Consider the following 24,183-nt stretch of genomic DNA (forward strand, 5'->3'; position numbering starts at 1 on the left):
CGCGGGGGCCCCTGCCTCCGTTCCTCTACGAGTCTGCGACCCGGAGCCGCCCGCTGCTGGCGGAAATCGGACGCGGCCCTTCAACGGGGCGGGGGCGCAGTGGCCTAGCCGCTACACCCCCTGTCGCCCGGCCTGGGCGCACTGCCCTATCAGGTGGTCACCGGTAGTTCACGAACTGCAGCGCGAAGTCGAAGTCCTGCCCCTTGAGCAGCGCCTGCACGGCCTGCAGGTCGTCGCGGCTCTTGGAGCTCACGCGCAGCTCCTCGCCCTGGACCTGCGCCTTGACGCCCTTCGGGCCCTCATCACGGATGATCTTCGCCACCTTCTTGGCGTTCTCCTGGGAGATGCCCTCCTGGATCGAGGCGAAGATCTTGTACTCCTTGCCGGAGAGCTGCGGCTCCCCCGCGTCCAGCGCCTTCAGAGAGATTCCGCGCTTGACCAGCTTCGTCTGGAAGACGTCCAGGATCGCGGCGACGCGGTCCTCGGAGTTCGCCTGCATCAGGATCTTCTCGCCGGACCAGGCGATCGAGGCGCCGACGTTCTTGAAGTCGTAGCGCTGGGAGATCTCCTTGGCGGCCTGGTTGAGGGCGTTGTCGACCTCCTGCCGCTCGACCTTCGAGACGATGTCGAAACTGGAGTCGGCCATGTCCTGTGGCTCCTTGTATCGGGTGCGTGGAGCGTGTCCGGAACGGCCCGGACCGCTCCGCCAAGCCTAGCCATCCGCGCCCGCCCGAACGCTGATCAATCCAGTGGCGGAGCACCCCTGCGCATCAGGTATCGTTTACGTCGTTGCCACGGAGCACCCGCCCCACAGCGGAGACTTCCGGGCGACATCCCATGGCGGTGTGCCCGAGTGGCCAATGGGAGCGGACTGTAAATCCGTCGGCTTAGCCTACCCAGGTTCGAATCCTGGCGCCGCCACGCGATGACGATGGCCCCTGATCTGCGGAAACGCAGGCTCAGGGGCCATCGTCGTTTGAGCCGTCGGGCGGGCCGACCGTCTCGCTCTGTCCCGCTCTCCACCAGCCGTTCTGGACGAGACGTGGACGGGATTTCGGGCTTCCCGCCAGGGCGCAGGGCCTTGTCGGTGTCCCCCAGTTCAGTCAGGATCCTGAGCATGATCGGGAGTACCGGGTCCCTGGCAGACGTTCCTCTCGCTGCGCTGTTTCACCACGTTGGCATTGCCGAGATAGATCGGATTCGCGAGGCTGGCCGCTCGCTGGACAGCTCCGAGGGGAACCGCCGTGGGCCAGCGTGGTACTGGTTTCCTCAGCATGCCGGGTTCCCAGGGCGGCAGGTCGTAGGTATCGCTCAGATCCTGCTGGCTGAGATGGTGCAGCACGATGAGGCGGGTGACTCCCTGTCGCTGGTCCTTGACGTCGCCTGGGGGCCGGAGGGTCGCCTGCGGGTGACCGCGGCGGTCAACGCTGCCTGCTGGTGCGAAGTGGATCACGCGACGCATGACACGGACTCGCTCGACCTGGTTGTCGGTACCGATGTCTCTCTAGGAGCCGCTTTCGAGAGGGCGGTCGAGCAGATGTCGTTTTGGCGCGAGGAACCGTGCGACCCCTCGTATTGGCGGAGTCGCGCGGGATTCCCCTCTCCTGGTGGCCGTTAGGGTCGCGGACCTGACATCTCTCGCGAGGCTCCTGCCATGAGCGCTCGGCGAAGCGCACGCCGGCCATGCTCTCGCTCAGGCCGCTCTCATCGATCGCTTTGCGAAGTGCTGCCTTACCTGCCTCACAAGCCAGCTGCAGTCCGGCCGCCTCAGCATCGGCGTCAGAGCTCCACTCGGATCAGATACGGCGCCGTTCTCGCGAACATGCCCGGCCAGCTTCAAGCGAGCGCAATACACGTTGAGTTGGAGAGCGATCAGAATCCGCGGAAGCTCGATGTCGACCGGGCGGCCGGCCTCCGTCTTCACCCCTCGTCTTGCCTCGTCTCCTCGCCATGCGGTCGATCGCCCCCATGAGGCCACGTCCATCCACCTCAGCCCAGGCCAGATGGGAGTGCCGGCGGAAATTGGATGGGCAGGAGGCGCTGAGCCGTGCATGATTGCCGCATGACCAACGCACGAAAGGCCTATGCCGCGTAGGGCTCCCTCACAGGTCAGACTGGACCTGCCACGCGCTCCACGGCCGTGGGACCGCAGAGCGGTGATACCTGGGCTCTCCGCCCGGGCGCTCGCGGAAATTGTCCTGATCGAGCGGCGCCGGTACTGGTCCGGTGATGCGCACCGAGCTTGGGTGCGATGGCGGGCCATGGCGTACAAGCCCGGGCCGTGGGTGATGTATGCCGCGCCGGAGGGCGACGGCTGCGAGTGCTGTGATCCCTTCACCGGCGCCGACGTCCGCGCGTTCCTGGAAGAGCTGTGCGCCAGCCTCTCCCGGAGTTCGGCACGTGAGTTCCGCACGCTGCTCAAGCCGCTCGATGAGCGCTTCCTCGCCCGCACGCTCAACGACCCGTTCGCCTCGCCTCGAGACCCGTGGTGGAGACGCCGACTCGAAGCCCCGTAGCGGATGGAATGGTGGCTGCCAGAGCACGGTCGGCGCCGGACAGTGCCGGGGTGTCCGAGGGCGGGAGAGCCACGCGTCGCACACCCCGCGCGTCTGCCACGTGTCCGATCACCACGGTCCGATGGCCTGCCTCGCGCTGCCGATCATCGTAGTCTGGCCATGCTCGGGGCTCATCGTGGAGGTCTCGTCATGCCCCGTCCCATCTGGACCGGCGCGATCAGCTTCGGGTTGGTCACCATCCCGATCAAGGTCGTGCCCGCCACCGAGAGCCACAACATCTCCTTCCGGCAGATCCACCTCGAAGACGGCGGCCGCATCCGCTACCGGAAGATCTGCGAGCTGGACGGCAAGCAGCTGTCCGACGAGGAGATCATCCGCGGTTACGAGGTCTCCAAGGACACCCTCGTGCCCGTGCGGGACGAGGACCTCGAGGAGATGCCGCTGCCGACCGCGAAGGCGATCGAGATCGTGGCGTTCGTACCCGCTGAATCGATCGACCCCGTACGGATCGGCGACAGCTACTACCTGGCCGGCGACGGGCAGGTCGCGGCCAAGCCGTACAAGCTCCTGCGCCAGGCACTCCAGCGCAGCTCCAAGGTGGCCGTCGCGAAGTTCGCGCTCCGCGGCCGCGAGCGGCTGGGGCTCCTGCGGGTCAAAGAGGACGCGCTCGTTCTGCACTCCATGCACTGGCCCGACGAGATCCGGGACTCCGGCGAGGTCGCTCCGCCGCCCGTCGAACTGGGTGACTTGGAGGTCGACGAGGCGATGAGACTCATGGACGCGATGTCCGAGGACCACATGCCCGCCTACACCGACCAATACCGCCAGGCCCTCGAAGACGTCATCTCCGCGAAGGCGGAGGGGAAGAAGCCGCCGCAGCCCGAGGAGGTGCCGGCGGCGGGCGGGCAGGTCGTCGACCTGATGGCCGCCCTGAACGCGAGCGTGAAGGCGGCACGGGAGTCGAGGGGCGAGGACGCCACGGTGCACGACATGCCCAAGAAGAAGGCGGCGAAGAAGACGACGAAGGCCCCCGCGCAGAAGACGGCCGCGAAGAAGACCGCGGCGGTGAAGAAGACCGCGGCGGTGAAGAAGACCGCGGCCAAGAAGACGAGCAGCCGGCGGAAGTCTGCGTCCTAGTCCAGTACGCCGAGTTCCGTGTCCGGTCGGCAGTGCGGGCAGGCCTCGACACCCTCGGTGAGCGCCCGTACCGCCGTCTGCCGCGGCACGCCTGTGCTGCGCCCGCCCGTCATGTGGCAGCCGCCGACGTGCACGTATACGGGCAGGTGATCGCGGCCGATGCCCATCTCGAGGGCCCAGTCCGGTGGCCTTGGCCGGTGAGTGGCACCACGCTGCCGCTCGCTCTCATGCTGCTCGACCGCGGTGATCCGCTCTCGCACCCGCTGGAGAGTCATGACGAGCCACGTCTCCAAGGTGCGTAGCCGGGGCAGATCAGGCGGCAGATCCGACATGGCCGTTACCAGCAGACGCGCGGTCAGGCGGCGGTGTCGACGTCGACCGTCGGCACCGCCGACGGCCGTGTCTCGGCCCTGAGTACGCTGCGGGCCTTCACCCGCTCCTCGCCGTCCACCGTCTGCCAGTACGGATGGGCGGCGATCCGGATCGACAGGTCGGTGCACTCCATCCGCAGCCGCTTCACCGCCTGCTTCTGCTCCTTGCTCCAGCCGGGGCTGCTCTCCCGGCCGCCCGTGACCTCGCCGGTGTGCGGGTGCTCGGTGCCGGGCCAGCCGGCCATGGGTTCCACGCTCCACGGCAGAGTGCGGCAGAGGGTGGCCAGCTCGGAAGTCGCCTGGTGAAGGCGGATCTGCGCAGCGCGCAGGTCGTCGGGGAAGTCGGTTCCGGCCATGACCACAATCATACGCCTGTTCGATTTAATTCAGTAGCCCAATGCCCGATGCGAGGGCTTGAGTCGGCGCGGCGGCGTTCCGCGTTGAGCACCCAGGCCCCGATGCGCGGCCGTCGCGCCTGGTAGGCGCCCAGGAAGCGAGAGCGCGCGCCAGGTGCACGCGCATAGGGCGCTCGAACCGCCGGCGTTCGTCCCGGTGCACCCGGTGTCGCCCCCGGGTGGCCGCCGGATCATGACTGGCATGCCGAACATGCCCTGTGCAACAAGATTTCGGTACCTTCGCCCCGCAGGTGTGACCTGCGCCTTGCGTTCCGTCCTCAGCGCGTGGCCCGGTCCGCCGCTTCGCGGGTGATGTCGGCGTAGAGGCGGAAGAGGGCCGGGCGGGCTTCGCCATGGTCGCGTTCGTGCAGGGCCGCCCAGCACCGGGCGATGAGCTCCCGGGCCTCGGTGCCGGGCCAGGGCTGGGGCAGGAGCTGAGGCGGCAGCAGCGGGTCGGGCTCCATGGCGCGGGTGAGTTCGGCGGCCAGCTCGACCGCGATGGTGAGGAGTGCGGACGGGCAGAGTCCGGCGCCGTCGGTGAGCCGGTCGAGGCGGGGCTGGGCGATGCCGCTGAGGCGGTGGTAGCGGTCGGCGATCTCCTGCAGGGGCCACAGGTGGCGGGCCAGTTCGGCAGGCTCTCGGATGCCGCCCCTGCGCAGGTCCGTCGTGGTGAGGAGGGTGAGCGCGCCGTGAGCGCCGAGGCGGTGGGCCGCGTCTTCGACGTACGGTTCCCAGGTGTTGGCGCAGACGTACAGTCCGCCCTGGAGCGGGGCGCCGCCGAGGTGGACGAGCGTCTCGCGCAGGGCGTCGCGGGCCGTGCGTGCCGATTCGGGCACGGCGAAGGCGGCCAGGTGCCAGACGCCGTCCCAAGGGGCGAGCCCGGCGTCCTGGCGGAATGCGTGCCGCAGGAAGTCCGCGTTGGGGGTCAGGGCGTGTGTGGTGTCTTCGGTGGCGTGCAGCAGCGCTTTGCGGCCGCGGCCTTCGTGGGTGAACCGGCTCTCGGCCACGAGGCGTTTGACGCACAGCCGCACCTGCTGGTCGCTCATGCCGAGGGTCGCGGCGACGGTGTAGAGCTCGTCCGCGCTGACCGTGCCGTCCTCGCGGATCAGTGCGTGGACGAGCATGCGGGTGGGGATCTCGATGTGGTCGCTCACGGTGTGCTCAGTCCTCTCGGCCCCTTCGTCTCGACGGGGCGGTGCATGGTGGTCACCGCGCCGAATCCCAGCAGCCTGCGCAGGTAGGGCGTGTGCTCGGTCCGTACGGCCGTGAAGCCGCGCCGCTCGTAGAGGGCTTTGGCACGCGGATTGGTGTCGATCACGTCCAGTCTGATCTCCCGGCAGTCCTGCTCCGCCGCGACGGCGGCCACTTCCTCGATGAGCAGACTCCCGACGCCGCGGCCGCGCAGGCACGCGTCCACCGCGATGCCGTCCATGACGAGTTGCCCGGTGGCCGGGTGGCGTTCGAACAGGGCGAGGAGCAGGAGTCGGTGCAGTCCTCGCAGGTGTCCGTACGCGCGCAGCACGGCAGAGGCCGATCCGCCGGTGAGGGCCCGGCCGTCGAGCTGGTAGCCGGCGAGGCCGACGAGCTGTCCGCCGAGGAGCGCGCAGACCGCGCGGTCGGCGTTCAGGTGGGCGGCGATGAAGGACACCGCCTTGTCCGGCGGGTTCAGGGCGGGGCCGAGTTTGCGGCCGAAGGCGCCCCAGTACAGCTCGGCCGCCTGCCGCTCGGCGCCGACCGGAACGCCCCGCCGGACCGTCACCGGTCCCGTGCCGATACCCGTCACGTCCAGTCCCATGCCGTGCCCCCTTCTCGCTGCAACCTTCCTCCAAAACTATCACTCTCGCAACGACCGTTCAATCAATGATAGTTTTAGTGTGGCGTAGACCCGAGCAGAGGCGGTCAGATTCCATGTGTCCAAAGACCCAGCCCCGTCGGCGGGGGCTCGCGATCGCCGTGTGGGCACTCGTCACCGCCCTGGTCGTGGCCGCCGGCCTCATCGGTGTGGTGCTGTGGCAGCACTCCTACGACATGCACGAGCAGCGGGTCTCGATCCGCCACGGCGGCCATACCCTCAACGGCGTACTGGCCACCCCCAAGGACGGCCGCGAGCGCCACGGCCTGGTCGTGTACGTCCACGGTGACGGCCCCGTCGACGCCACCCACGACGACGGCTACAAGCCCCTGTGGGAAGCGAATGCCAAGGCCGGGTACGCCTCCCTGTCCTGGGACAAGCCCGGCGTCGCCGGCGCACCCGGCGACTGGCTCGACCAGTCCATGGACGACCGGGCCGACGAGGCATCCGCCGCCATCGCCTGGGCGCGCGCCCGCCAGGACATCGACGGCGAGCGGATCGGGCTCTGGGGCGCGAGCCAGGCGGGCTGGGTCCTGCCGAAGGTCGCCGCCAAGACGCCGGTGAGCTTCGTCATCGCCGTCTCGCCCGCGATCAACTGGCTCCAGCAGAGCCGCTACAACCTGCTCGCCGAGCTGCGCGCCGACGGCGCGTCGCCGGCCCGGACCAAGGCCGAGATCGCCAAGAGCGACACCACCCGCCGGCTGCTGGCACGCCGCGCGACCTTCGAGGAGTACGTCGAGGCCATGCGCGGCGACGCGGACGGCATGACCGCCGGCCGCTGGGGCTTCATCTCCAGGAACTACACCGCGGACGCCACGCAGGACCTCCGCACCCTGCGCGGGGTACCAGTGCTGCTGACCCTCGCGGGCCATGACGTCAACGTGGACACCGCCGACACGGAGCGCGTCTACCGCAAGGTGCTGGACGCAGGCGGTGCTCTGAAAGTCATGCGCTACCCGGACGCGACCCATTCACTGCTCAAACAGTCCATCGAGCACTCGGACGCCAAGACCACGCTCACCGCGCTCTTCTCCCCCCGCTCGCTCTTCGCGGACGGATTCCTGGACGACCAGCGACAGTTCCTGAACGATCTCGGCCGAGGCGGCAACGCCGCTCCATGACACTCCCGCACGGTCGGCCCTCGCGCGTGGTGCACGTTCACGTGTACCGCGCGGTGCCCTGTGAAGCGAGCGCCGGCATGGGGTACTGCGCCGGGCCGCAGGGTCCGCGGCTGCCGCCCGTCGACGACCCCGACACGACGGATGGCCTCCGGGCGCGGCTCGCGGCCGAGTGGGAGCGCTGGGAGCGCAGCTCGGCCAGGGGCCGGGTTCGTGAACCGGGCTCTGGCCGTCTCGCCGGCGGCGGCCGCGCATGCAGACGCCGCCCCGGCTCGGTGCACTCCGCCCACTCAGTCCGCGCCGTCCCCCTGGTCCGCGCCGTCCCCCTGGTCCGCGCTGTCCGCCAGGCGGAAGGCCAGTTCGATCTCCCACTTCGACGGGTCCGGCTCCACACGGGGATCGGTCAGGTACGACTCCAGGCGGCACGCCCAGTGCTCCACGCCGTCGACCTCGGTCATGTCCCAGGTCAGGCCCTCCCGGGCCGCCCACGCGCGCAGGGCCGTGACCACGTCGAACAGCTGGTCCGGGTGGCCGAGGTGGTGGACCGTCGCATAGCGGCCCGCCGGGAGCAGGGCCATGCCGATGTCGCCCTCCGGCTCCGGCATCGAGGTGACCGGCATGCCCGCCTCCACCACCGACTCCGCATCCATGGCGACGGTGTCGAAGCGGAAGAACGGCGCGCCCGCGAAGCCGGCCCCCCGGGCGCTCAACCAGCCGACCAGTTCGGGCAGGCGGTCGGCGATCACGGCGAAGTCGTCCATCCGGACGGCACCGCGGATGTAGGCGTAGAGCTGTTCGCCGCGTTCGACGATCGTGGGGCTGATCTCTGGTGTCTGCCGACCCATGACTTCAATCACCTTGCGGTTGGAGGGAATTCATCGGCCGGGACCGGTAGATAGTGCGTCAGTTGCCGGCGACGTCCTTCACGGCCACCGTCACCGGGACCGAGCCGCTGACGAGTTCGAGCGTCAGCCCCGCCGTTGCCGCCGACTCCGTCATCTCGGCGAGCACCGCCGCGACATCGTCCCGCGGTACCGAGCCCCGTCCCGTGGACGCCTCCAGTCGCACCAGCCCCTTGCCGGCGTCGTTCGTGAGCGTTCCGGGGCGCAGGATCGTCCAGTCGAGGCCGGCCTTGGCGCGTACGTAGTCGTCCGCGGCGCCCTTGGCCCGCAGATACGCGTCGAACACCTCGTCGCCCTCGTGTCGCGCGTCCGCGCCCATCGTGGAGACGACGATGTACCGCCGTACGCCTGCCCGTTCCGCCGCGTCGGCGAAGAGTACCGCGGCGCCGCGGTCCACCGTGTCCTTGCGTGCGGCGCCGCTGCCGGGGCCCGCGCCGGCCGCGAAGACCGCCGCGCCGGCGCCCTGGAGCACCGCGGCGGCCTCTTCGACGGAAGCCGACTCCAGATCGAGCAGTACCGGTTCGGCTCCCGCTTCCCGCAGGTCGTCGCCCTGCTCCCGGTTGCGGATGATGCCCGCCACCTCGTGACCGCCCGCGGCGAGCAGCCGCTCGAGCCGGCGCGCGATCTGACCGTGTCCACCAGCGATGACAATGCGCATGCCTACGACCGTACGTCCGAAACGCGGCCTGCGCTCAGGGACAGCCGTCCGGCCGCCCCTGACGCGGCAGTTCGAGCGCGACGGCCGCCGCCGAGTCGCAGTACTCGCGTACGGCGCTGGTGCGGGCCACCACGCGGCCGCGGTGGATGACGATCCGGCTGTACGCGAGGGACAGCACGCCCGAGATCCGCTCACCGCGCACGGCGAGCAGCTCCGCGGGGAATCCCGCCTCGACCCGTACCTCGGGCAGGCCCATCACCCTGCGGGCGGTGCCGGCCACGCGGTCGTACGCGTCCGTCGGCCGCATCCCGCCCTGTGAGGCGAGCAGGTAGGCGGCTTCCAGCGGATCTCCCCGCCCCACCGGGTTGGCGACGATGTCGCGCAGGGCGCCGCTGCCCGCGGCGACGGTGACGCCGGCGGCGCGCAGCAGCCGCACGGGCGCGTTGCCCCGCTGTTCGACGCCCGCGCAGCCGCCCTGGGGGAGTGAGACCACCGTGACGCCGGCGGCGGCCAATTGGTCGGCGGCACGGGCGGCGACGTCGCGCGGCAGCCTGGCGAGTCCGGCGCAGGGGCCGATCGTCACTCCCGGGCGCAGCCCGCCGGCCATGGCGGCCAGCCGGGCGAGGCGGGCCGGGTCGTCGCCATGGGTGTGCAGGTCGACCGGGCAGCCGTGTTCGGCGGCGACCTCCAGGACCGTCTCGGTGTAGCCGGTGGGGTCGGGATCGGCGTCCGGGCAGCCGCCGACGACCCCGGCGCCCATCTTCATCGCGTCGCGCAGCACGGCCAGGCCCTCGGAGCCCGCGACGCCCGTCAGCAGCCGGGGCACGGCGACCGTGGTCAGATCGGCGAGGCCACGCAGCGAAGACCTCGCCTGCAGCACCGCCTCCAGGGCGCCGAGCCCCTGCACGTCCCCGATACGCACATGGGAGCGCAGCGCGGTCGCCCCGTGCCCGAGTTGCAGCAGAGCGGCCTCGGTGGCGCGCCGCTGGATGTCGTCGGGGTCGTACGAAACGGGGCCCGGGTGCTCCGCACTGAGCGCTGTGTCGCCGTGGGTGTGCGGCTCGGCGGGCGCCGGGAGCAGCAGGAAGCCCCGCAGGTCGAGGCGGGCGGCGTGAAGGGGCAGGCTGCCGGCGGTGCCCACCGCCTCGATGAGGCCGCCGCCGAGCCGTACGTCGACGGTGCGGCCGTCCGTGAGCCGGGCGCCGCAGAGCAGCAGCGCTGTGGAGTCCGCGGTCGCGCCGTCGGGGGGCTGCGGCTGGCTGTCGGGCATCGCGCTCCTGTGGGGGGCGGTCGGGCTCTGGGCGTAGGCACCGGCGGGGATCGGCTTTTCCAGGGGTCGGGGCCGGGGACCGGGGCCGGAGGAACGGAGAGGATCACGCAGCGTGAGTCGAGCCTAGGGCGGCTCGCAGTGGGCTTCGAGGAAGAGCGCAATAGTCGTACCGGTGTGGTCGCAAGTGTCGTACGGGACGTCCGGGGCGCTGGGGAGCAAGCGGGGGCAACCGGGGCGTGTGCCGCGGAGGGGCAAGCGGGGCAACGCGGGCGTGGCCCCGGGGTGCCGGCCGGGTGGACAGGGGACGTCGGTGAGGCGTGGGGCGGGAGTGCCGACCGGAGGCACCGCGCGGCCGAGGGCCCGGACAGAGGCCCGGGAAACGGATTTGGGCGATCGGCGGGCGACCGTGTAATGTCTTCATCGCTCGCCCCAATAGCTCAGTCGGCAGAGCGTCTCCATGGTAAGGAGAAGGTCTACGGTTCGATTCCGTATTGGGGCTCTGGTGCGGTAGCCCTCACCTTCGGGTGAGGGACTCCGTATCAAAGCGGTGTAGCTCAGTCGGTAGAGCAAGCGGCTCATAATCGCTGTGTCACCGGTTCAAGTCCGGTCACCGCTACACACAGTAGCCGATTGTGGGGTCGGTCCTTCGATCGGCTACTCTTTTCTGCGTTCATCCGTCCATCCGTCCGTCAAGGAGCACTCACGTGGCTGCCACCGACGTCCGCCCGAAGATCACGCTGGCCTGCGTGGAGTGCAAGGAGCGGAACTACATCACCAAGAAGAACCGGCGCAACAACCCGGACCGTCTTGAGATGAAGAAGCACTGCCCGCGCTGCAACTCGCACACGGCGCACCGCGAAACGCGCTGAATCAGGCTCGTACACGAGGCCGTCCCCGCTGGGGGCGGCCTCGTGTCGTTTGTCGCCGTCACGTCGGCACTCCGGCAGTGGGATCACGCAGCAGCTCAGCGGGATCACGCGGCGGTCACGTAGTAGTGGGATCACCAGTAGTGGGATCGAAGTAGGAGGGAGCCAGTCCATGGCGCTCGACCAGTCCTTTGTCGGGCGGACCTATCCGCCCACCGCGCCGTACGAGGTGGGCCGGGAGAAGATCCGTGAGTTCGCCGAGGCGGTGGGTGACGCGAACCCCGTGTACACCGACCGGGAGGCGGCCGCCGCGCTCGGGCACGCCGATGTGATCGCCCCGCCGACCTTCGTGTTCGCCATCACGTTCAAGGCGGCCGGCGACGTCGTGCAGGACCCGCAGCTCGGACTGGACTACAGCCGAGTGGTGCACGGCGACCAGAAGTTCGCCTACCGGCGCCCCGTGCGGGCGGGGGACCGGCTGACGGTCACCTCGACCATCGAGTCGATCAAGTCCCTCGCGGGCAACGACGTTCTCGACATCCGCGGCGAGGTGTACGACGAGACGGGCGAGCACGTCGTGACCGCCTGGACCAAGCTGGTGGCGCGCGCCGCCGAGGAGGCGTGATGGCAGCGAAGATCGCTTACGCGGACGTCGAGGTCGGCACGGAGTTGCCGGCGCAGAGCTTCCCCGTGACCCGTGCCACGCTCGTGCAGTACGCGGGTGCCTCCGGCGACTTCAACCCGATCCACTGGAACGAGAAGTTCGCCGTCGAGGTCGGGCTGCCGGACGTGATCGCGCACGGCATGTTCACGATGGCCGAGGCGGCCCGTGTGGTGACGGACTGGCTGGGCGATCCGGGCGCGGTGGTGGAGTACGGAGTGCGCTTCACCAAGCCGGTCGTCGTGCCGAACGACGACGAGGGTGCGGTCATCGAGGTCAGCGGCAAGGTCGCGGCGCTCCTGGACGACAAGCGGGTGCGGGTCGACCTGACGGCCACGAGCGGTGGGCAGAAGGTGCTCGGCATGTCCCGCGCGGTGGTCCAGCTCGCCTGAGCGGCACAACAGAGGTAAGGGGCGCTTCTCCGTGGAGGGCGCCCCTTACGGCAGGGGCGCCCCTCCTGGGAGCGCCCCTTTTGTATGTGCCTCCGGTGGTACGTGCCTCCGGGTTGACCCGATTAGTAATTGGTCACTAACTTAGCTTTCATGGTCAGGATGAGTGCGGAGGAGCGGCGCGAGAGCGTCGTGCAGGCGGCGATCACCGAGTTCGCCCGCTCCGGTTACCAGGGGACGTCGACCGAGGTCATCGCCAAGCGGGTCGGTGTGTCCCAGCCCTATCTGTTCCGTCTCTTCCCGAACAAGCAGGCGATCTTCCTCGCGGCGTCCGCGCGGTGCCTCGCCGACACCCGCCGTGTCTTCGACGAGGCCGCCGAGGGGCTCGCGGGGGAGGAGGCCCTGGACGCGATGGCGGGTGCCTATCGGCATCTGATCGCCGACGACCCCGACAAGCTGCTGATGCAGATGCAGACGCACGTCGCGGTGGCGGCGGCCGAGGCCGCCGGTGACCACGCGTTCGGTGAGCAGGTGCGGGCCGGGTGGCTGGAGCTGTGGGACGCGGTTCACCTGCACCTCGGTGCGGACGTGAAGGAGACGACCACGTTCATGGCCTACGGGATGCTGATCAACGTTCTGGTGTCCATGGGCTTTCCCGCCGATCACCGCATCTGGTCGGGTTTCCACATCGCACGCCCTGCCGGGGAGTGATCCGCACCAAGCGCGATCAGCGCTCTTCTCTGCCCGTGAAAGTTAGTCATCGATAACTAACCCTATGGGGGAGCAGTGAACCAGAATCCGTCCGTATCCCGCGGCAGTGCCGCCTGGGCCCTCGTGATCACCAGCGTCGCCGGCTTCATGGCGGCCCTGGACAACCTCGTCGTCACCACCGCCCTCCCCTCCATCCGGGAGGACCTGGGCGGCGCGCTCGAAGACCTGGAATGGACGGTGAACGCCTACACGCTCACCTTCGCCGTCCTGCTGATGCTGGGCGCCGCCCTCGGCGACCGCTTCGGCCGGCGCAGGATGTTCCTCGCGGGCCTGACGATCTTCACCGGCGCGTCCGCCGCCGCCGCACTCGCCCCGGGCATCGATGCCCTCGTCGCCGCCCGCGCGGTCCAGGGCGTCGGGGCCGCGATCATGATGCCGCTCACGCTGACCATCCTGACCGCCGCCGTACCGGCCGCCCGCAGAGGCGCGGCACTCGGGATCTTCGGCGCCGTCACTGGCCTCGCCGTCGCCAGCGGTCCGCTCATCGGCGGCGGCCTCACCGAACACATCGCCTGGCAGTGGATCTTCTGGCTGAACGTGCCGATCGGCCTGGCCCTGCTGCCCCTCGCCCGTCTGCGGCTCGCCGAGTCGTACGCCCCCGACGCCCGCCTGGACGTCCCCGGCACGCTGCTGGTCAGCGGCGGCCTCTTCGGCATCGTCTACGGCCTCGTCAACGGCAACGCCCACGGCTGGACCAGTACCCGCGTCCTGTTCGGCCTGATAGCCGGCACCGTGCTGCTGGTCTCCTTCGTGTGGCACGGTCATGCGGCCGCCAAGCCCATGCTCCCGATGCGGCTGTTCCGCAACCGTGCCTTCTTCGGGATCAACATCGCGAGTCTGCTGATGTTCCTGGGCATGTTCGGGTCGATCTTCCTCCTCAGCCAGTTCCTGCAGAGCGTCGTGGGCTACTCGCCCACCGAGGCGGGCCTGCGGATGCTGCCCTGGACGGGGATGCCGCTGCTCGTCGCACCCGTCGCGGGCTACCTGTCCGACCGGATCGGCGGCCGCCCCGTCGTCGCCGCCGGCCTCGCACTGCAGGCCGTGGGCCTCGGGCTGTTCGCCCTGGTCGTCGAGCCCGGGGTCTCGTACGTGGCGCAGTTGCCGGCACTGGTCCTCGGCGGCGTCGGCATGGCCCTGTACTTCGCCCCGGCCGCCAGCGTCGTGATGTCCAGCGTCCGGCCCGCCGAACAGGGCATTGCCTCAGGTGCCAACAACGCGCTGCGCGAGGTCGGCGGCGCCCTCGGCATCGCCGTGCTCGGCGCGGTCTTCGCGGCCCGAGGAGGCTATGAGTCGGCCCAAGCGTTCACCGACGGCACCGTTCCCGCGCTCTGGATCGGCGCTGCGGTGGTGGCCGTGGCCGCCCTCGTCGCGCTGATGATCCCGCGCGGTCGGACGACGCCCGACTCACCAGGAAGCGACTCCCCGGAGAGTGAGCCTCCGGCCAAGAGCGCCGCGGTCGCCGAGCCGGAGCGGATCGTCGTCTGACCGCGCCCCGCCCCGCCTGCTACGACCCCGTCCCGCACGCCCCCGGTCCGTGGCCCCGCCCGAGCGCCGCGGCCACGGACCGTACCCTTGTGCCCGTGCAGGAACTTCATGACGCCCCCCTCGCCCCCCTGACCACCTTCCGGCTCGGCGGTCCCGCGACCCGCCTGGTGGTGGCCACCACCGACGACGAGGTGATCGCCGCCGTCCGCGAGGCCGACGACAGCGGCACCCCGCTGCTGATCATCGGCGGCGGCAGCAATCTGGTCATCGGCGACAAGGGCTTCGACGGCACCGCCCTGCGCATCGCCACCCGAGGCTTCGCGCTCGACGGGACGCGGCTGGAGCTGGCCGCGGGCGAGGTCTGGACCGACGCGGTCGCCCGCACCGTCGAAGCGGGTCTCGCCGGGATCGAGTGCCTCGCCGGAATCCCCGGATCGGCGGGCGCCACCCCGATCCAGAACGTCGGCGCGTACGGCCAGGAGGTGTCCGGCACGATCACCGAGGTCGTCGCCTACGACCGCACCACCGGGCAGACCGTGACGCTCGCCAACGACGAGTGCGCCTTCTCCTACCGGCACAGCCGCTTCAAGCAGCACCCGGAGCGCTACGTGGTGCTGCGCGTACGGTTCGCGCTGGAGGACGCGGCCGGCCTGTCCGCCCCCGTCAGGTACGCCGAGACCGCCAAGGCCCTCGGCGTCGAGGTCGGTGACCGGGTCCCCGCGGCGCACGCCCGTGAGACCGTGCTGCGGCTGCGCGCCGGCAAGGGCATGGTGCTGGACCCGGAGGACCACGACACCTGGTCGGCGGGCTCGTTCTTCACCAACCCGATCCTCACGGCGGCCGAGTACGAGACCTTCCTCGGCCGCGTACGCGACCGGCTCGGCGACGGCGTCGCCCCGCCCGCCTACCCGGTGGGCGACGGCCGCACCAAGACCTCCGCCGCCTGGCTGATCGACCGGGCGGGCTTCACCAAGGGCTACGGCTCCGGCCCGGCGCGGATCTCCACCAAGCACGCCCTCGCGCTCACCAACCGGGGCGAGGCCACCACCGAGGACCTGCTGGCGCTGGCCCGCGAAGTGGTGGCCGGGGTGCGGGACGCCTTCGGTGTGACCCTCGTCAACGAGCCCGTGACGGTCGGCGTGAGCCTCTAGCCAGGCCGTGTCCCGCGAAGTGTCGCCTGGCCGCGACGCCTTCCCCCCCACGGCCTCCGGCGTGGGGGGTGTGCCCCCGATCCCGTTCGCGCCGTGACGGGGACCTCTACCCGGCCACGACGGCCGGTCCCAGCCGGCTGCTCCCGGCCGTTCACGCGGACACCCTGTTCCTCTTCGGCAGCCGTGATGCCCTCGCGTACGCCTCCACGTCCCCTCGTACGCGGCGGGGCTTCGGGCCGGCAAGGGGCGCGTGGCGCGACCCTCTTGGGGGCATCTGGACCTCGAACCGAAACGGACCTGGCGGCCCACCGAGGTCGACGTCGGCTGCCAGGCGTACCCGTCCTACCGCGACTTCAGCCCCCCGGGGCCGGCCAGCCAGTCGTCGATCCCGGCGAGCAGCTTCTCCTTGACCTCCTCCGGCGCCGCCGAGCCGCGCACGGACTGGCGGGCCAGCTCCGCGAGCTCCGCGTCCGTGAAGCCGTGATGGCGGCGCGCAAGCTCGTACTGGTCCGCCAGCCGCGAGCCGAACAGCAGCGGGTCGTCCGCACCCAGCGCCATGGGGACCCCGGCGTCGTACAGCGTCCGCAGCGGTACGTCCTCCGGCTTCTCGTACACGCCCAGCGCCACGTTCGACGCCGGGCATACCTCGCAGGTCACTCGGCGCTCGGCCAGCTTGCGCAGCAGCCGCGGGTCCTCCGCCGCGCGCACGCCGTGGCCGATGCGGGTGGCGTGGAGATCGTCGAGGCAGTCCCGTACCGAGGCGGGACCCGTCAGCTCACCGCCGTGCGGGGCCGCCAGCAGGCCGCCCTCGCGGGCGATGGCGAAGGCGCGGTCGAAGTCCCGCGCCATGCCCCGGCGCTCGTCGTTGGACAGCCCGAACCCGACGATGCCCCGGTCCGCGTAGCGAACGGCGAGCCGTGCGAGGGTGCGGGCGTCCAGCGGGTGCTTCATCCGGTTCGCCGCGACCAGGACGCGCATCCCCAGACCGGTCTCCCGCGACGCGCTGTCCACCGCATCGAGGATGATCTCCAGCGCCGGGATCAGGCCCCCCAGCCGGGGCGCGTACGACGTCGGGTCGACCTGGATCTCCAGCCAGCCGGAGCCGTCCCTGATGTCCTCCTCGGCCGCCTCGCGCACCAGCCGCCGGATGTCCTCCGGCTCACGCAGGCAGGAGCGGGCCATGTCGTACAGCCGCTGGAAGCGGAACCAGCCCCGCTCGTCCGTGGCGCGCAGTTTGGGCGGCTCGCCGCCGGTCAGCGCCTCGGGCAGGTGCACGCCGTACTTGTCGGCGAGTTCGAGGAGGGTGGCGTGCCGCATCGACCCGGTGAAGTGCAGGTGCAGATGGGCTTTGGGCAGCAGGCTGACGTCTCGTACGTGCTCCATTCGGGGATCCTGCCGCACGAAACCGGTCCTGGGCAGCCCTTTTCCCCGATCGGGTTCTTGCCCGAACACAGAAACGGGCCCGCGGCCGAAGCCGGGGGCCCGTACCGCGCGGGGCCGGGTCAGTCGCGGGCCTCGGCCAGCAGCTTCTGGATCCGGGACACGCCCTCGACCAGGTCCTCGTCGCCGAGGGCGTACGAAAGACGCAGGTAGCCGGGTGTGCCGAAGGCCTCGCCCGGGACGACCGCGACCTCGACCTCGTCGAGGATCAGAGCGGCGAGCTCCACCGAGGTCTGCGGACGCCGCCCGCGGATCTCCTTGCCCAGCAGCCCCTTGATCGACGGGTACGCGTAGAACGCGCCCTCCGGGGTCGGACAGAGCACGCCGTCGATCTCGTTGAGCATCTTCACGATGGTCTGGCGGCGGCGGTCGAAGGCCTTGCGCATCTCCGCGACGGCGTCCAGGTCACCGGAGACGGCGGCGAGGGCGGCCACCTGAGCCACGTTGGAGACGTTCGACGTGGCGTGCGACTGCAGATTGGTCGCGGCCTTGACGACGTCCTTCGGGCCGATGATCCACCCGACGCGCCAGCCGGTCATGGCGTACGTCTTGGCGACACCGTTGACGACGATGCACTTCTCGCGGAGCGCCGGCACGAGCTGGGGGAGCGAGGTGAACGTCGCGTCGCCGTAGACCAGGTGCTCGTAGATCTCGTCGGTCAGTACCCACAGGCCGTGCTCGGCGGCCCACTCGCCGATCGCGCGGGCGTCGGCCTCGCTGTAGACGGCCCCGGTCGGGTTGGACGGCGAGACGAAGAGGACGACCTTGGTCCGCTCCGTACGCGCGGCCTCCAGCTGCTCGACCGAGACGCGGTAGCCGGTGGTCTCGTCGGCGACGACCTCGACCGGGACGCCGCCCGCGAGGCGGATGGACTCGGGGTACGTCGTCCAGTACGGCGCCGGGACGATGACCTCGTCACCCGGGTCCAGGATCGCGGCGAAGGCCTCGTAGATGGCCTGCTTGCCGCCGTTGGTCACCAGGATCTCGGCGGGGTCGACCTCATAGCCGGAGTCGCGCAGCGTCTTGGCGGCGATGGCCTTCTTCAGCTCGGGCAGACCGCCGGCCGGCGTGTAGCGGTGGTACTTCGGGTTGCGGCAGGCCTCGACGGCGGCCTCGACGATGTAGTCGGGCGTCGGGAAGTCGGGCTCACCCGCGCCGAAGCCGATCACCGGACGCCCGGCGGCCTTGAGGGCCTTGGCCTTGGCGTCGACGGCGAGGGTCGCGGACTCGGAGATCGCGCCGATGCGGGCGGAGACCCGGCGCTCGGTGGGAGGGGTTGCAGCGCTCATGGCGCCCATGCTCGCAGACGGCGTACGGAGGCGGCACACAGGTTTCGCGGAGCGGACAACAGTGGTCAGAAGTGGACCCGAGGGCATTGTGTTCGACGACGGGCCTGGGAACACGTACACTCACTCGTCGTTGGCCTTCACCAGCCACGTCCGCACCGGGCACTTAGTGCACCCGGCCGGATGCGGTAGGTTGGGGGAACCACAAAGGGTCGTAGCTCAATTGGTAGAGCACTGGTCTCCAAAACCAGCGGTTGGGGGTTCAAGTCCCTCCGGCCCTGCTACACACACCTTCGCCAGGCTGTGTGCGCATGTACGTACTTCTATGCACCGCCGTGCGGCTCCACCGGGCGCGGCACGGCCACGACCCGGAATCAGGTGAGAGATCGTGACGGACGCCGTGGGCTCCATCGACATGCCTGATGCCGAGGACGAGTCGCCGGAGTCGAAGAAGAAGTCCCGTAAGGGCGGAAAGCGCGGCAAGAAGGGCCCGCTGGGCCGTCTCGGGCTTTTCTATCGCCAGATCATCGCTGAGCTGCGCAAGGTCGTCTGGCCGACGCGCAATCAGCTGACGACCTACACCACCGTGGTGATCGTCTTCGTCGTCATCATGATCGGCCTCGTGACCGTGATTGACTATGGCTTCCAGGAAGCAGTCAAGTACGTCTTCGGCTGATCCGCGGAGGGCGCCGGACTCGGCGCCCCTTTCGCATTGTTCCACCCCATCTGTATCCAGGAAGAAGCAGCCACCGTGTCTGACCCGAACCTGAACGACTCCGCCACGTCCGGCGAGAGCTTCGAGTCCGCCGAGGACGAGCTCGACATCGTCGAGGCGGCAGACGGTGTGGACCCGGACGAGGCCGAAGCTGCCGACGACACCGCCGGCGAGCCGGCCGAGGAAGCCGCGCTGCACACGGAGGACGAGACCGACGCCGAGGCTGCGGACGAGGTCGCGACCGACGAAGAGACCGAGGACGCCGAAGAGGCCGAGCCCGAGGCTCCCGCGGACCCGGTCGCCGCTCTGCGCGACGAGCTGCGCGGCCTGCCCGGCGAGTGGTACGTCATCCACACCTACGCGGGCTACGAGAAGCGCGTGAAGGCCAACCTGGAGCAGCGCGCCGTCTCGCTGAACGTCGAGGACTTCATCTACCAGGCCGAGGTCCCCGAGGAAGAGATCGTCCAGATCAAGAACGGCGAGCGCAAGAACGTCCGGCAGAACAAGCTGCCCGGCTATGTGCTCGTCCGCATGGACCTGACGAACGAGTCCTGGGGCGTCGTCCGCAACACCCCCGGCGTCACCGGCTTCGTGGGCAACGCCTACGACCCGTACCCGCTGACCCTGGACGAGATCGTCAAGATGCTCGCCCCGGAGGCCGAGGAGAAGGCCGCCCGCGAGGCCGCCGAGGCCGAGGGCAAGCCCGCTCCGGCCCGCAAGGTCGAGGTCCAGGTGCTGGACTTCGAGGTCGGCGACTCGGTCACCGTCACCGACGGCCCGTTCGCCACGCTGCAGGCCACGATCAACGAGATCAACGCCGACTCGAAGAAGGTCAAGGGCCTTGTCGAGATCTTCGGCCGCGAGACGCCGGTCGAGCTCAGCTTCGACCAGATCCAGAAGAACTGACGTTTTTCGGACTCACCGCTTCCGAACAGGTCAGACCGCCTCTCGCAGGCTGTCTGACCTGCTCGGTTTTTGGCCGCGCATAGATACCCGTTATCGTTGTGCGGTATGCCTCCATCCGGATGATCGGTTGGGGTGCTGAAAACTCTCACTAGGACCCGGAGAGAGCAATGCCTCCCAAGAAGAAGAAGGTCACGGGGCTTATCAAGCTCCAGATCCAGGCCGGTGCGGCCAACCCGGCTCCGCCGGTCGGCCCCGCCCTGGGCCAGCACGGCGTCAACATCATGGAGTTCTGCAAGGCCTACAACGCCGCGACCGAGTCGCAGCGTGGCATGGTCGTGCCGGTGGAGATCACGGTCTACGAGGACCGTTCCTTCACCTTCGTCACCAAGACTCCGCCGGCCGCCAAGCTGATCCTCAAGGCCGCGGGTGTGGACAAGGGCTCCGGCGAGCCGCACAAGACCAAGGTCGCCAAGCTGACGCGCGACCAGGTCCGTGACATCGCCACCACCAAGATGCCCGACCTGAACGCCAACGACCTGGACGCCGCCGAGAAGATCATCGCCGGTACCGCCCGTTCCATGGGCATCACGGTCGAGGGCTGACAGTCCCCGTCTGACCTCAGTGGTAGGGCCAAGCGCTGGCCCGCACCACGACTCCACGCTCAACACATCAGGAGCAGAAGTGAAGCGCAGCAAGACTCTCCGCGCTGCGGACGCCAAGATCGACCGGGAGCGCAACTACGCCCCGCTCGAGGCCGTCCGTCTCGCCAAGGACACCGCCGCCACCAAGTTCGACGGCACTGTCGAGGTCGCCTTCCGTCTGGGCGTTGACCCGCGCAAGGCCGACCAGATGGTCCGTGGCACCGTGAACCTTCCGCACGGCACCGGTAAGACCGCCCGGGTCCTGGTCTTCGCGACCGGTGACCGTGCCGAGGCCGCGCGTGCCGCGGGCGCCGACATCGTCGGCTCCGACGAGCTCATCGACGAGATCTCCAAGGGCCAGCGCCTGAACGAGTTCGACGCCGTTGTCGCCACCCCGGACCTCATGGGCAAGGTCGGCCGCCTCGGCCGCGTGCTCGGTCCGCGTGGTCTGATGCCGAACCCGAAGACCGGCACCGTCACGATGGACGTCGCCAAGGCCGTCAACGAGATCAAGGGCGGCAAGATCGAGTTCCGCGTCGACAAGCACTCGAACCTGCACTTCATCATCGGCAAGATCTCCTTCGACGAGACGAAGCTGGTCGAGAACTACGCCGCGGCTCTGGAGGAGATCCTCCGTCTGAAGCCGTCCGCCGCGAAGGGCCGCTACATCAAGAAGGCGACCCTGACCACCACGATGGGCCCCGGCATCCCGCTGGACTCGAACCGCACCCGCAACCTCCTCGTCGAGGAGGACCCGGCCGCCGTCTGAGTCTGACGGCAGTCGCGGGTCTCGCGTCTGAATCCGGCCCCCGGCGCTCTTCGGAGCCCCGGGGGCCGGTTTTTTCGTGGGTGGCCTGTCGGCGCTGTGCGTTACGGTTCCAGAGATCGCAGAACGACAACAGGGGTGGGGAATGACCATGTCCACAATCAGGCGCGTGGGCGTTTCGGTGACGGCGGTTGCCGTACTCGTGGGTGCGGCCGGCTGTCAGGGCGGGGAGCCGAAGGCGGGGGACGCGCCGAAGTCGCCGTCCCGCTCGGATGTCACGAAGGTGCTCACCGCCACTTACAAGAAGACCGCCGAGGCCAAATCGGCCAAGGTCCAGATGACCTTGTCGATGCCCGCCGGAGCCGAGGGCGGCGGCGACATGGAGATGACCGGGGTCATGGGGTGGGACCCCACGATGATGGACATGACGATGAAGGGCGAGGCGTTCCAGAGCGCTCCCGACTCTCCTGAGCAGATGCGCATGGTCTGGCTCGACAACGTCATGTACATGGACGTGGGTGCCGAGCGGGCGGCGGAGATGGACGGCAAGCGCTGGATGAAGATGGACCTCGGTGCCATCGCGGAGATGTCCGGCGACAAGGCCCTCCAGAAGCAGATGACCGGCGGCCTGGAGAACATGAACCAGGACCCGGCCCAGCAGCTCGCCATCCTGCTGGACTCGCCGAACCTGAAGCACGTCGGCGCCGAGAAGATCGACGGGGTCGCGACCCAGCACTACAAGGGCTCGCTCACCGTGGCCGAGATGATGGACGCCAACAAGGCCCTGGACGTGCTCTCCGACAAGGAGCGCAAGGATCTCCTCGCCGGGGTCGAGAAGTCCGGCATCGAGAGCTACGACATCGAGGTCTGGGTCAACGAGGACGGCTACCCGGCACGCATGGATGTCGGCATGGACACCCCGCAGGGTGCCGTCAAGATGGTCGCCGACTACTCGGACTACGGCGCCAAGGCGTCCGTCCAGGCACCGCCGGCGAGCGAGACCGTGGACCTGATGGAGATGCTCAAGGGCCTCGGAGAGGACGCGGGAGCCGGCGACGCCGAAGGGACGGACGCCGCCGCGTCCTAGCCGGTCACGTCGCGCCGGGCACGCCTCGCGGCACCTGGCCTTGCGGCGGGGCAGCGCCGCGTGTCCGACCTGCCGCCGGGCACGCCTCGCGGCACCGGCCTTGCGGGCCCGTCCGTTCGGGCGGGCTCCCGGCCGACGATGACCCGATTTGCCTGACCGCGAGCCGTTCCCGTACTCTTCCACAGAAGCCAAAGACCGCTGGTCGTTGCCGTGCTCTCCTTCCGAGGGTCCGGTGGCCGAAGGATCCGCTCAGCAGCGGACGTCCTGCGCAGGTGACTGTGGAAAGCTCCCGGGTCGGATTCCGTTCCGGTCGAGCTACGCCCCGTGCGCCTGCGCCGGGGCGTTTCGTTTTGTTCAGCCCCTTCTGAGCGGTCCTCATCACCCGGAAGGAGGCCGATGCTCATGGCAAGGCCCGACAAGGCTGCCGCGGTAGCCGAGCTCGCGGAGCAGTTCCGCAGCTCGAACGCCGCCGTGCTGACCGAGTACCGGGGTCTCACCGTGGCTCAGCTCAAGCAGCTGCGCCGTTCGCTCGGTGAGAACGCCCAGTACGCCGTGGTGAAGAACACGCTGACCAAGATTGCGGCCAACGAGGCCGGGATCAACTCGCTCGACGACCAGTTCACCGGTCCGACGGCGGTTGCCTTCATCACCGGTGACCCGGTGGAGTCGGCGAAGGGTCTTCGTGACTTCGCCAAGGACAACCCGAACCTGATCATCAAGGGCGGTGTCCTTGATGGCAAGGCGCTGTCCGCCGATGAGATCAAGAAGCTTGCGGACCTCGAGTCCCGCGAGGTTCTGCTCGCCAAGCTGGCGGGTGCCATGAAGGGCAAGCAGTCCCAGGCTGCCGCGCTCTTCCAGGCGCTTCCCTCGAAGTTCGTCCGCACCGCGGAGGCGCTTCGTGCCAAGCAGGCCGAGCAGGGCGGTGCCGAGTAATTCGGCTCGCGCATTGACCGCCGCCTGAGGCGACGGTCGCAGCGGGCCGAACGTACGCCCGCCTCACATGTACACACGGCACCCGCCGAATGAGTGGAAGGACGCCATCATGGCGAAGCTGTCCCAGGACGACCTGCTTGCGCAGTTCGAGGAGATGACCCTCATCGAGCTCTCCGAGTTCGTGAAGGCCTTCGAGACGAAGTTCGACGTCACCGCCGCTGCCCCGGTCGCCGTTGCCGCCGGTGGCGCCGCTGCCGCCCCGGCCGAGGCCGAGGCCGAGCAGGACGAGTTCGACGTCATCCTCACCGGCGCCGGTGAGAAGAAGATCCAGGTCATCAAGGTCGTGCGTGAGCTGACCTCCCTGGGTCTGAAGGAGGCCAAGGACCTCGTCGACGGCACCCCGAAGCCGGTCCTCGAGAAGGTCGCCAAGGACGCCGCTGAGAAGGCCGCTGAGGCCCTCAAGGGCGCCGGCGCCTCCGTCGAGGTCAAGTGACCTCGTAGAGTCGCTGACTCTTCGCGTGTAACGCACGCACACTGAAGGGCGATCACCCAACTGGGTGGTCGCCCTTCGGCATGCGCGGGACGGCTGCCTTGCTCTTCCCCTCCCGGCGAGTATGGTGATCTTCGCCGTGCGCCCCCTCACGGCGGTCTGTGCGGCACCCGGAGCAGCAGCTCAGGGACAGGGGGCCTTGACGAACCGCACGCAGCGCGCAATTCTCAGGACGCGTCGTCACAACGATCCGTATCCGAGGCATGGATCGACGACCGAACGGGCAGTATCGATGTGCGCCTCACGGCGCATGGGGTTCGCGGAGATGAGAAAAACGAGGGTCTCGAGGGTCTCGAAAACCCGCACTGGACATCAGT

The 24,183-nt window shown here is 69.5% G+C and carries 27 protein-coding genes and 4 tRNA genes; 20 read left to right on the forward strand and 11 right to left on the reverse strand.

The annotated features are described in order from the left end of the window. Positions 1 to 157: 157 nt before the first annotated feature. Positions 158 to 646: a YajQ family cyclic di-GMP-binding protein gene (locus tag ACH5AF_RS19745; RefSeq protein WP_398902919.1), complete on the reverse strand. Its 489-nt coding sequence runs from the start codon at positions 644 to 646 to the stop codon at positions 158 to 160. A gap of 193 nt (positions 647 to 839) precedes the next feature. On the opposite strand from ACH5AF_RS19745, the gene ACH5AF_RS19750 reads away from it, so the two are divergent. After that, positions 840 to 921 (forward strand) — tRNA-Tyr (locus ACH5AF_RS19750). A gap of 178 nt (positions 922 to 1,099) precedes the next feature. Here the strand turns inward: ACH5AF_RS19750 and ACH5AF_RS19755 are convergent. Further along, the gene (locus tag ACH5AF_RS19755) at positions 1,100 to 1,453 is read right to left on the reverse strand and encodes a hypothetical protein (RefSeq protein WP_398902920.1); all 354 of its coding nucleotides are present in this window, start codon (positions 1,451 to 1,453) and stop codon (positions 1,100 to 1,102) included. An 808-nt stretch (positions 1,454 to 2,261) separates the two neighbouring features. On the opposite strand from ACH5AF_RS19755, the gene ACH5AF_RS19760 reads away from it, so the two are divergent. Continuing rightward, positions 2,262 to 2,516, forward strand: coding sequence for a hypothetical protein (locus tag ACH5AF_RS19760; protein ID WP_398902921.1), 255 nt, complete (start codon positions 2,262 to 2,264; stop codon positions 2,514 to 2,516). Between the two features lie 189 nt (positions 2,517 to 2,705). Further along, positions 2,706 to 3,653 carry a Ku protein gene (locus ACH5AF_RS19765; RefSeq protein WP_398902922.1) on the forward strand — a complete coding sequence of 316 codons (948 nt, stop codon included), beginning with the start codon at positions 2,706 to 2,708 and terminating at the stop codon, positions 3,651 to 3,653. Here the strand turns inward: ACH5AF_RS19765 and ACH5AF_RS19770 are convergent. The 4 genes from ACH5AF_RS19770 to ACH5AF_RS19785 form a co-directional block, all read right to left on the reverse strand. Further along, positions 3,650 to 3,985 carry a DUF6233 domain-containing protein gene (locus ACH5AF_RS19770; RefSeq protein ID WP_398902923.1) on the reverse strand — a complete coding sequence of 112 codons (336 nt, stop codon included), beginning with the start codon at positions 3,983 to 3,985 and terminating at the stop codon, positions 3,650 to 3,652. The two genes, ACH5AF_RS19765 and ACH5AF_RS19770, sit on opposite strands and share 4 nt — an antisense overlap. A 23-nt stretch (positions 3,986 to 4,008) precedes the next feature. Beyond that, positions 4,009 to 4,380 (reverse strand): hypothetical protein, encoded by a 372-nt coding sequence (locus ACH5AF_RS19775; protein ID WP_398902924.1) that lies wholly within the window; start codon positions 4,378 to 4,380, stop codon positions 4,009 to 4,011. A 317-nt stretch (positions 4,381 to 4,697) separates the two neighbouring features. Next, a complete protein-coding gene (locus ACH5AF_RS19780; RefSeq protein ID WP_398902925.1) occupies positions 4,698 to 5,573 on the reverse strand; it encodes a PaaX family transcriptional regulator C-terminal domain-containing protein in 876 nt (291 codons plus the stop codon). Then, positions 5,570 to 6,214 (reverse strand): GNAT family N-acetyltransferase, encoded by a 645-nt coding sequence (locus ACH5AF_RS19785; RefSeq protein WP_398902926.1) that lies wholly within the window; start codon positions 6,212 to 6,214, stop codon positions 5,570 to 5,572. Before ACH5AF_RS19785 ends, ACH5AF_RS19780 begins: the two co-directional genes overlap by 4 nt. 113 nt (positions 6,215 to 6,327) lie before the next feature. On the opposite strand from ACH5AF_RS19785, the gene ACH5AF_RS19790 reads away from it, so the two are divergent. Then, on the forward strand, positions 6,328 to 7,392 hold the full coding sequence (locus tag ACH5AF_RS19790; RefSeq protein ID WP_398902927.1) for an alpha/beta hydrolase family protein: 1,065 nt from the start codon (positions 6,328 to 6,330) through the stop codon (positions 7,390 to 7,392). Positions 7,393 to 7,679: 287 nt separating this feature from the next. On the opposite strand, the gene ACH5AF_RS19795 is transcribed toward ACH5AF_RS19790, so the two are convergent. Genes ACH5AF_RS19795 through ACH5AF_RS19805 form a run of 3 tightly spaced genes read right to left on the reverse strand, consistent with a single transcriptional unit; the run spans position 7,680 to position 10,219 of the window. Beyond that, on the reverse strand, positions 7,680 to 8,234 hold the full coding sequence (locus tag ACH5AF_RS19795) for a GyrI-like domain-containing protein (protein ID WP_398902928.1): 555 nt from the start codon (positions 8,232 to 8,234) through the stop codon (positions 7,680 to 7,682). Between the two features lie 58 nt (positions 8,235 to 8,292). After that, on the reverse strand, positions 8,293 to 8,949 hold the full coding sequence (locus ACH5AF_RS19800) for an SDR family oxidoreductase (RefSeq protein WP_398902929.1): 657 nt from the start codon (positions 8,947 to 8,949) through the stop codon (positions 8,293 to 8,295). Positions 8,950 to 8,983: 34 nt separating this feature from the next. Beyond that, complete coding sequence (locus ACH5AF_RS19805; RefSeq protein ID WP_398902930.1) at positions 8,984 to 10,219, reverse strand: amidohydrolase family protein; 1,236 nt, start codon at positions 10,217 to 10,219, stop codon at positions 8,984 to 8,986. A 426-nt stretch (positions 10,220 to 10,645) separates the two neighbouring features. Here ACH5AF_RS19805 and ACH5AF_RS19810 point away from each other — a divergent pair. The 8 genes from ACH5AF_RS19810 to ACH5AF_RS19845 all read left to right on the forward strand — a co-directional run bounded on the left by ACH5AF_RS19810 (position 10,646) and on the right by ACH5AF_RS19845 (position 15,542). Then, a tRNA-Thr gene (locus ACH5AF_RS19810) sits at positions 10,646 to 10,718 on the forward strand. 44 nt (positions 10,719 to 10,762) lie between these two features. Further along, a tRNA-Met gene (locus tag ACH5AF_RS19815) sits at positions 10,763 to 10,835 on the forward strand. 88 nt (positions 10,836 to 10,923) lie between these two features. Beyond that, positions 10,924 to 11,088 carry a 50S ribosomal protein L33 gene (rpmG, locus tag ACH5AF_RS19820; RefSeq protein ID WP_003956487.1) on the forward strand — a complete coding sequence of 55 codons (165 nt, stop codon included), beginning with the start codon at positions 10,924 to 10,926 and terminating at the stop codon, positions 11,086 to 11,088. Between the two features lie 169 nt (positions 11,089 to 11,257). Further along, positions 11,258 to 11,710, forward strand: a complete 453-nt coding sequence (locus ACH5AF_RS19825) for a MaoC family dehydratase N-terminal domain-containing protein (protein WP_398902931.1) — start codon at positions 11,258 to 11,260, stop codon at positions 11,708 to 11,710. Then, positions 11,710 to 12,138: a MaoC family dehydratase gene (locus tag ACH5AF_RS19830; RefSeq protein ID WP_398902932.1), complete on the forward strand. Its 429-nt coding sequence runs from the start codon at positions 11,710 to 11,712 to the stop codon at positions 12,136 to 12,138. Before ACH5AF_RS19825 ends, ACH5AF_RS19830 begins: the two co-directional genes overlap by 1 nt. A gap of 150 nt (positions 12,139 to 12,288) precedes the next feature. Continuing rightward, positions 12,289 to 12,846 carry a TetR/AcrR family transcriptional regulator gene (locus ACH5AF_RS19835; protein WP_398902933.1) on the forward strand — a complete coding sequence of 186 codons (558 nt, stop codon included), beginning with the start codon at positions 12,289 to 12,291 and terminating at the stop codon, positions 12,844 to 12,846. A 75-nt stretch (positions 12,847 to 12,921) separates the two neighbouring features. Then, a complete protein-coding gene (locus tag ACH5AF_RS19840) occupies positions 12,922 to 14,391 on the forward strand; it encodes an MFS transporter (protein ID WP_398902934.1) in 1,470 nt (489 codons plus the stop codon). An 89-nt stretch (positions 14,392 to 14,480) separates the two neighbouring features. After that, positions 14,481 to 15,542 carry a UDP-N-acetylmuramate dehydrogenase gene (locus ACH5AF_RS19845; protein WP_398902935.1) on the forward strand — a complete coding sequence of 354 codons (1,062 nt, stop codon included), beginning with the start codon at positions 14,481 to 14,483 and terminating at the stop codon, positions 15,540 to 15,542. Positions 15,543 to 15,884: 342 nt separating this feature from the next. On the opposite strand, the gene ACH5AF_RS19850 is transcribed toward ACH5AF_RS19845, so the two are convergent. Continuing rightward, entirely contained in the window at positions 15,885 to 16,925 is a 1,041-nt protein-coding gene (locus ACH5AF_RS19850; protein WP_398902936.1) for an adenosine deaminase, read from the reverse strand. 119 nt (positions 16,926 to 17,044) lie between these two features. Beyond that, positions 17,045 to 18,271 (reverse strand): pyridoxal phosphate-dependent aminotransferase, encoded by a 1,227-nt coding sequence (locus tag ACH5AF_RS19855; RefSeq protein WP_398902937.1) that lies wholly within the window; start codon positions 18,269 to 18,271, stop codon positions 17,045 to 17,047. A 205-nt stretch (positions 18,272 to 18,476) separates the two neighbouring features. On the opposite strand from ACH5AF_RS19855, the gene ACH5AF_RS19860 reads away from it, so the two are divergent. The 8 genes from ACH5AF_RS19860 (at position 18,477) to rplL (ending at position 23,809) form a co-directional block, all read left to right on the forward strand. After that, a tRNA-Trp gene (locus ACH5AF_RS19860) sits at positions 18,477 to 18,549 on the forward strand. A 107-nt stretch (positions 18,550 to 18,656) separates the two neighbouring features. Next, the gene (gene secE, locus ACH5AF_RS19865) at positions 18,657 to 18,944 is read left to right on the forward strand and encodes a preprotein translocase subunit SecE (protein WP_215183693.1); all 288 of its coding nucleotides are present in this window, start codon (positions 18,657 to 18,659) and stop codon (positions 18,942 to 18,944) included. Between the two features lie 75 nt (positions 18,945 to 19,019). Further along, complete coding sequence (gene nusG / locus ACH5AF_RS19870) at positions 19,020 to 19,889, forward strand: transcription termination/antitermination protein NusG (RefSeq protein ID WP_398902938.1); 870 nt, start codon at positions 19,020 to 19,022, stop codon at positions 19,887 to 19,889. A gap of 167 nt (positions 19,890 to 20,056) precedes the next feature. Then, positions 20,057 to 20,491, forward strand: a complete 435-nt coding sequence (gene rplK, locus ACH5AF_RS19875) for a 50S ribosomal protein L11 (protein WP_003956479.1) — start codon at positions 20,057 to 20,059, stop codon at positions 20,489 to 20,491. 79 nt (positions 20,492 to 20,570) lie between these two features. Continuing rightward, positions 20,571 to 21,299 carry a 50S ribosomal protein L1 gene (gene rplA, locus ACH5AF_RS19880; protein ID WP_398902939.1) on the forward strand — a complete coding sequence of 243 codons (729 nt, stop codon included), beginning with the start codon at positions 20,571 to 20,573 and terminating at the stop codon, positions 21,297 to 21,299. A 142-nt stretch (positions 21,300 to 21,441) separates the two neighbouring features. Further along, a complete protein-coding gene (locus ACH5AF_RS19885) occupies positions 21,442 to 22,383 on the forward strand; it encodes a hypothetical protein (RefSeq protein WP_398902940.1) in 942 nt (313 codons plus the stop codon). Positions 22,384 to 22,785: 402 nt separating this feature from the next. Then, positions 22,786 to 23,316: a 50S ribosomal protein L10 gene (gene rplJ / locus ACH5AF_RS19890; protein ID WP_215183685.1), complete on the forward strand. Its 531-nt coding sequence runs from the start codon at positions 22,786 to 22,788 to the stop codon at positions 23,314 to 23,316. Positions 23,317 to 23,425: 109 nt separating this feature from the next. Further along, entirely contained in the window at positions 23,426 to 23,809 is a 384-nt protein-coding gene (gene rplL, locus ACH5AF_RS19895; RefSeq protein ID WP_398902941.1) for a 50S ribosomal protein L7/L12, read from the forward strand. The last annotated feature ends 374 nt before the right edge of the window (positions 23,810 to 24,183 follow it).

The organism is Streptomyces sp. NPDC018833, from assembly GCF_044390825.1.
Taxonomy (GTDB): domain Bacteria; phylum Actinomycetota; class Actinomycetes; order Streptomycetales; family Streptomycetaceae; genus Streptomyces.